This is a genomic window from uncultured Caballeronia sp., from assembly GCF_964243625.1.
Taxonomy (GTDB): Bacteria; Pseudomonadota; Gammaproteobacteria; order Burkholderiales; family Burkholderiaceae; genus Caballeronia.
The window spans coordinates 1-5,934 of record NZ_CAXTGZ010000385.1; the positions used below are offsets into that span (position 1 = coordinate 1).

Annotated in this window: 6 protein-coding genes; 1 reads left to right on the forward strand and 5 read right to left on the reverse strand. The window is 59.0% G+C overall.

Going from position 1 to position 5,934, the window contains the following annotated elements:
* Window positions 1-1,261: thiamine pyrophosphate-dependent enzyme (locus tag ACFFAR_RS22410; protein WP_375508493.1), on the forward strand; the 1,261-nt coding region annotated here is incomplete at its 5' end.
* 7 nt (window positions 1,262-1,268) lie between these two features.
* Here ACFFAR_RS22410 and ACFFAR_RS22415 read toward each other — a convergent pair.
* The 5 genes from ACFFAR_RS22415 to ACFFAR_RS22435 all read right to left on the reverse strand — a co-directional run.
* Window positions 1,269-2,201 (reverse strand): LysR substrate-binding domain-containing protein, encoded by a 933-nt coding sequence (locus tag ACFFAR_RS22415; protein ID WP_174365430.1) that lies wholly within the window; start codon window positions 2,199-2,201, stop codon window positions 1,269-1,271.
* Between the two features lie 202 nt (window positions 2,202-2,403).
* The gene (locus ACFFAR_RS22420; protein WP_174365429.1) at window positions 2,404-3,720 is read right to left on the reverse strand and encodes an MFS transporter; all 1,317 of its coding nucleotides are present in this window, start codon (window positions 3,718-3,720) and stop codon (window positions 2,404-2,406) included.
* 87 nt (window positions 3,721-3,807) lie between these two features.
* On the reverse strand, window positions 3,808-4,701 hold the full coding sequence (locus ACFFAR_RS22425) for a phosphate ABC transporter substrate-binding protein (RefSeq protein WP_375508494.1): 894 nt from the start codon (window positions 4,699-4,701) through the stop codon (window positions 3,808-3,810).
* A 29-nt stretch (window positions 4,702-4,730) separates the two neighbouring features.
* Window positions 4,731-5,588 carry an HpcH/HpaI aldolase/citrate lyase family protein gene (locus ACFFAR_RS22430; RefSeq protein WP_375508495.1) on the reverse strand — a complete coding sequence of 286 codons (858 nt, stop codon included), beginning with the start codon at window positions 5,586-5,588 and terminating at the stop codon, window positions 4,731-4,733.
* Between the two features lie 86 nt (window positions 5,589-5,674).
* Window positions 5,675-5,934, reverse strand: a 260-nt coding sequence (locus ACFFAR_RS22435; protein WP_375508496.1) for an amidohydrolase family protein, incomplete at its 5' end; no start/stop codon positions are given.

Sequence of the window (5,934 nt, forward strand, 5' to 3'; positions counted from 1 at the left end):
GATCGACTGTCCTGAACGCATTCCCGAGATCGTCGCGAAGGCACTCAACATCACAATGTCAGGCCGTCCCGGACCCGTCGTAATCAGCCTGCCCGAAGACGTCTTATTCGAATCAAGTGAAACTGCCAATGGCGCGCCGGTGCGCATCGTGCAGGCCGCGCCGGAACCGGGAGCAATGAACGAACTGCAAGCGCTGTTGGACGGTGCACAAAAGCCGCTTGTCGTGATTGGGGGCACAGGCTGGGACGCGAGCGCCAGCGCCGCGTTCAAGCGCTTCATCGTCGCGAACGATCTGCCGGTGGCAGCATCGTTCCGTCGTCAGGATCTCTTCGATAATCGAGACGAACACTATGCCGGCCAGCTTGGTCTCGGCGTCTCGCCAAAGCTCGCCCAGCGGGTGCGCGAAGCGGATCTGCTGCTTGTGATTGGATCGCGGCTCGCGGAAACGACCTCATCGGGATATACGCTTCTCGAAGTGCCCACGCCGCGCCAGACGCTCGTACATGTTCACCCCGATCCGCAGGAGCTCGGGCGTGTGTATCAGGCGCATTTGCCAATCAATGCGGGCATGCGCGCTTTCGCAGCCGCGCTAGACACGCTTGATGCATCATTGCGCAAGCCGTGGCAAGCATGGACCGCAATGGCGCGCGCAGACTATGTCGCACATTCGACACCGCCCGCTGTATCGGCCGAAATCGACGGTGTCGACATGGCGCGCGTGGTCGCGCATTTGAACGACGTATTGCCCGACGATGCCGTCATCGCTAACGGCGCGGGTAATTACACGGTATGGGTGCATCGTTACTTCCGGTACCGGCAACCGGCAACAGAGCTTGCGCCTACCAACGGTGCAATGGGCTACGGCTTTCCCGCCGCCATCGCGGCGAAATTGTATAAGCCCGAGCGTCTGGTAATCTGCTTTGCTGGCGACGGCTGCTTCATGATGTATCCGCAAGAGCTTGCAACGGCAATGCAGTTCGGAGCAGCGCTCGTTGTGATTGTCGTGAATAACGGCATGCTCGGTACGATCCGGATGCACCAGGAGCGCGATTACCCAGGGCGTGTTTGCGCTACACAGCTTGCCAATCCAGACTTTATCGCGTTGGCGAAGTCTTTCGGTGTGCACGCGGAGCGCGTCGAACGCACAGAGGATTTCGCGGCGGCGTTCGAGCGCGCGCAAAAAGCGGGGGTGGCCGCGCTGATCGAACTAAAGGTCGATCCGTTGCAAATCACTCCGGCGAACCGCCTGACAGCGACATGAGAACCACTCAGCCCGGCACCAGTTGCGTGCCCGGCCAGTCATTGCGCCGCACGAGGGTCTCGGCGCAATCCCGGATGAGGCGCGACACTTGCCATATGCCGCCGGCTCCCGCGCGGTGCTGCGGCCAGAATAGGCCTACATCGCGTGTCACTGGGGGATTCTCCAGCCGGAAACACTTGACCCGCCCCGCCGCCATTTCCTCGACCACCGCCGCAGACGGCAGCACAGTACAGCCACAATTGGCCAGGACAAGACGTTTGGTCAGCGAGATTGAACCGTCGCATTCGAACGCGACGTTCAGCGAGAAGCCATGCCGCGTCGCGAGCGATTCCACGAGCATGCGCAAGCCGTGATGAGTGCTCGGCAAAATAAGTGGCACGCTGGCAAGTGCGCGCACGTCGATGGTCTCACCATCGAGCGGATAGTCTTCTGGCGTTATCAGACACACGCCTTCGGTCAACAATAAATCGTAGGCCAGCGCACCGCGGTGTTCGGGAGCATAGAGAATCCCGACGTCGAGTTCGCCGTCCTTCAGCGCCCCTAGCAACTGGCTGGCGAGACCTTCTACAAAGCGTACCTGCGTGGATGAGAAATGTGCCTTCAGCGCATGCGCGAGCGGGCCGAACATGATGCGTGCAATGGTCGGCTGTGCAGCGATGCACAGGCGCGCCGGACCGAGCGCCGAGCTGCTCCTGAGCGTGCGGCTCGCCTCGTCGAGCATGCGTTTCGTTTCCAGCGCGTAGGTCAGCAGTTGCTCTCCACGTTCGGTCAACGCGACACCGCGTCCGCTACGGCGAAAGAGCCGCACGCCGAGTTCCGCTTCGATCGCCGCGATTCGCCGGCTAATCGTCGACTGATCCGATCCTGCCTCGAGGGCGGCTCGGGAAATGCTGCCAGCCCGGCAAACGCGAGCGAAGAGGTCCAGATCGTTTGAGTCCATTCGACTGATTTTAACTGGCGTATATGAGAGCGCGCGCATCTTGCAGCATGTATTCCTTCGGAAGCGTTGCGCTTCGGACGTCGAAGACCCACGCGCCGTGAGGCGGCGTTCGATCTGGATTACGGTTGCAAGGTGTCGGCGACTTGCAGACTTACGGCGTGCGATTCGCCGTTTGACAGCGCGATTGCCGGCACGCCTCCGTCTAACGCACGCTGCTGCTAGTCGCGGCGTTTGGAGGAGCTTCGCGTTGCGACAATTCTTCGCCTGGATCGTTAACCTTCGGCGCCCATTTTCGCCGCATCAGCACAATGGTGCTCGTTGCACCGAGCAACAGGAAAACGAAGATGGCCATCATCGGCAGCGTATAGCTGTGGCCTACATGCAGAAGCCATCCTGAAAGGCCCGCAGACACCCCACCGGCAAGGCTCGTCGCGACTTGTTGCAAACCGGTGTTCAAGCCGACCGCTTGCTTCGGGATCAGCGTAAGTTTGACGAGGGCGAGGTTGTTCGTCGTCACGAGCCCCACTAGCGTCAGCGAAAGCACATTCCACAGCAATGCCATCTGAACCGAGTTTGCGTAGGCGCCAAACAGAACCGTTGTACCTCCAATGAATCCGACCACCATGAACGACTTCCGCACGACGACGGCATCGTATCCGCGCGCGATGATCCGGTCGGCGGCCCAGCCGCTGAGCCCCGCTGTAATCGCGACGCCAAAGAAACTATAAGCGGTATAAAGCCCTGACTGCTGCAGCGACAGGCCGCGCTGCTCGACGAGGTACGCGGGCATCCACGTCATGCAGTAAAACGCAAAATATGCATAGCAGAAATTGGTAACTAGGCCGCCCCACACCACCGGACTTACGAGAAGATTGCGAAGCGGTACCGACGCCGCCCTTTTCTTTCTCGCTACCAATTCAGTATTATCCGGGAAATCGTTGTGCACTATAAGAAGCCACGGCATTAGCCAGACCAGACCCGCGAGTCCTGTCACAACAAACATCACCTTCCACGACGCGCCGACAATTAGCCAAGCTGCGAGCGGTGCACCGAGGGCCGGGCCCATTTTGCCACCAATCGAATAAATACCGAGTGCCGTGCCCTTCTGCGTTTCTTCGAAGCGGTTGGCAATATAGCGATAGGTGGCAGGAACGACAACTGCTTCCGCTGCGCCTATTAGCACACGCACGACTATCAGCGTGGACAGTGTTGTCGCAATACTAGTCGCGGCCGCCGCGATACACCACAGCAAAAAGCAAATTGCGTACGGCCACTTGACGCCGTAGCGGTCGACCATCCATCCCATTGGAAGTTGCAGCAGCCCATACGCCCAGAACACGGACGAACCGAGCCAGCCGCGCTGAACTTGCGTCAGGGCAAAATCGCTCACGAAACGGTGATCCGCGAGTGCTGCAGACATGCTCGCGCGGTCCATGAACGCGATCATCAGCCCAAGGGCGAGCAGGAAGACAACCCTCCACCGACCCTCGGGACCTGCCGCTCTCCGGATTGTCTCCATTGCTTCGTCTCCGATTAATCATTTTTGTTGTCGATAGTTGCGTATCATTTACTCGTTGCTAACGGCTGCGGACCAATGTCCGAGTGGTCACGCGAGGTTCGCGGTCACATCATCGAACAACTCATCGACCGACAAACGGCGCGGTATGATCTTCTGATCGAGCGCCCAGTCTATTGCGAGTTGGATCCCTTTGCGGTTCGCTTCAAGACCAAAAGGCGGGAACACGGCCGGCACGCCTTCCCCAAGAGACCGGCTTTCAACGATCATTCGGTATAACTCGCGTACGATATCAGGCCGCTTTTTCGACAGATCGCTGTGAACCGCGAACATGTGATTAATGGGCACTACACCCTCTCGCGCGAACCAGTCTTTCGCTGCGGCCTGCGCGTCGGGAATCAGCGTGCGCGCACGCGGGTCCTTCGGCATGTCTTCGCCGAGCAGCGCGGCCGCAAGTCCGCCGTCCATCATCATCTGCGGGATCGACGACCCTCTGGGCAGGCGTCTGCAATTGGGAGGATCAGTGTATTCGGCGAGATGACCGTCGCCGAGTGTCATCCATGTGACCTTGTCGAGGTCCACGCCGTATTCGTGGCGCAGAATACCGCGGATCCACAAACCGGTAGTTTGCGCATAGGTGCGCACGCCAACCTGCTTGCCCTCGATGTCCTTCGGGCCCATCTGTCCAAGATCGCCGTTGTAGCCCGCGCAGTGGTGTTGAAAGCGCCCCAAAATTGGCGCGGGCAACAGTACGTAGGGCTTTCCGTACGCTTTCGCCTGTAGGTACGTGACGAGTGCAAGCTCGCCCGCGTCATACGCATCCTCGCGCACCATTGATTTGAAGCCCTCGTGCGCTCGCAGGGGACCGCAGTAGTCAAGATCTGCGAGAACAGACTTTACGCGTCCGTCCTTTATCGCCTTGGTCACCGCATAGTCAGCGAGGTTGATGCGCAGCCTGGGCCGATCCGCTTGCGTCGTTGGCATAATATATTCCTTGTATGTGGTTCGATCGATCAATAGCCTGCGGACTGGCGTGTCAGGTCTATGACACCGTAGCTACGCGTCGGAGCCGACATCAATAATCGATAACCCTCGTCGACGAGACGTTGATAGTTTTTCGTCGTCGTATGTGGATTACCGACCACGACATTGCGCTTCTTACAGATTTCGACAATTTCGCGCATTGCGCCGAGCATTTCTGGATGCTCGTACTGCCGTGCAAGACCAAGCTGCTGACTCAGGTCGCCTTCGCCAATCAGGATAAAGCCGATTCCCGGCACGTTGGCGAGAATATGGTCGAGATTTTCGATGGCTTCCGTACTTTCACACATCAAACCGACAAGGATTTCGCCCTGCGGCGCGAGCGGCCACACGTCGGCCTTCGCGTAATAATCGGCGGTGCTCAATCCCCAGTAGCGTGCCGCTGTCGCGGGACCATCGCCGCGGGCGCCCTTCGGTTCGTAAAGCGGAGCGTTCCTCGGACGTGCATAACGGCACGACGCCACCGCGTTATAGGCTTGCTCAAGCGTAGAGACATGCGGCCACACCACTCCATAGCAGCCGCGATCGAGCACCTGCTTGGCGAATGCCTGATTCATCTCTGCACCGTTGGACGGAATGCGTGCGATCGGCGTCACCCGCGATGCCACCGAAGCTGCGTCCGCAATTTCCTTGCGGTTCAGCATGTATTGCAGTGCGTCGCCGAGCGCGGTTACGTCATACGGGTTGTGTTCCATCTCAAAAACAATGCCGTCGTACGGCGCATCGCTCATCTCGATGGCGTTTTGCCTGTCGAGCTTGGAGAAAGCGGTCAGGGCTGGTTTGCCGGATTCAAAGGCACGGATGATGCCGTTTAGGCGGGTGTCGCTCATAGTTTCATTCCTGTCTGTTGTCGCCCCGCGTCATGCGATGCGTACGATAGTGCAATCGTGGCCCTTATTTCCTCGAGTCTCGGCGCTCAGGCAAGTGCCGGATACAACCGCTGCGCGGTCTTGCCGAAAATCCATGCGCGGTCTTCCTCGTTCAAACTTTGCAGACCTACACGAGCCGTCGCAAGGATTTCAGGGAGCGTGCCTTCCGAGCTCGGGAAGTTCGAGCCCCAAGCCAGACGCGTCGAACCGAACGCCTCGACCAACCGCGGGAAGAACGTTGACGGGCTCGCGTTGCCCATCTTCACATCATCGAAAATGCGCGGTGTTAGCTTCAAACAAACGTTTT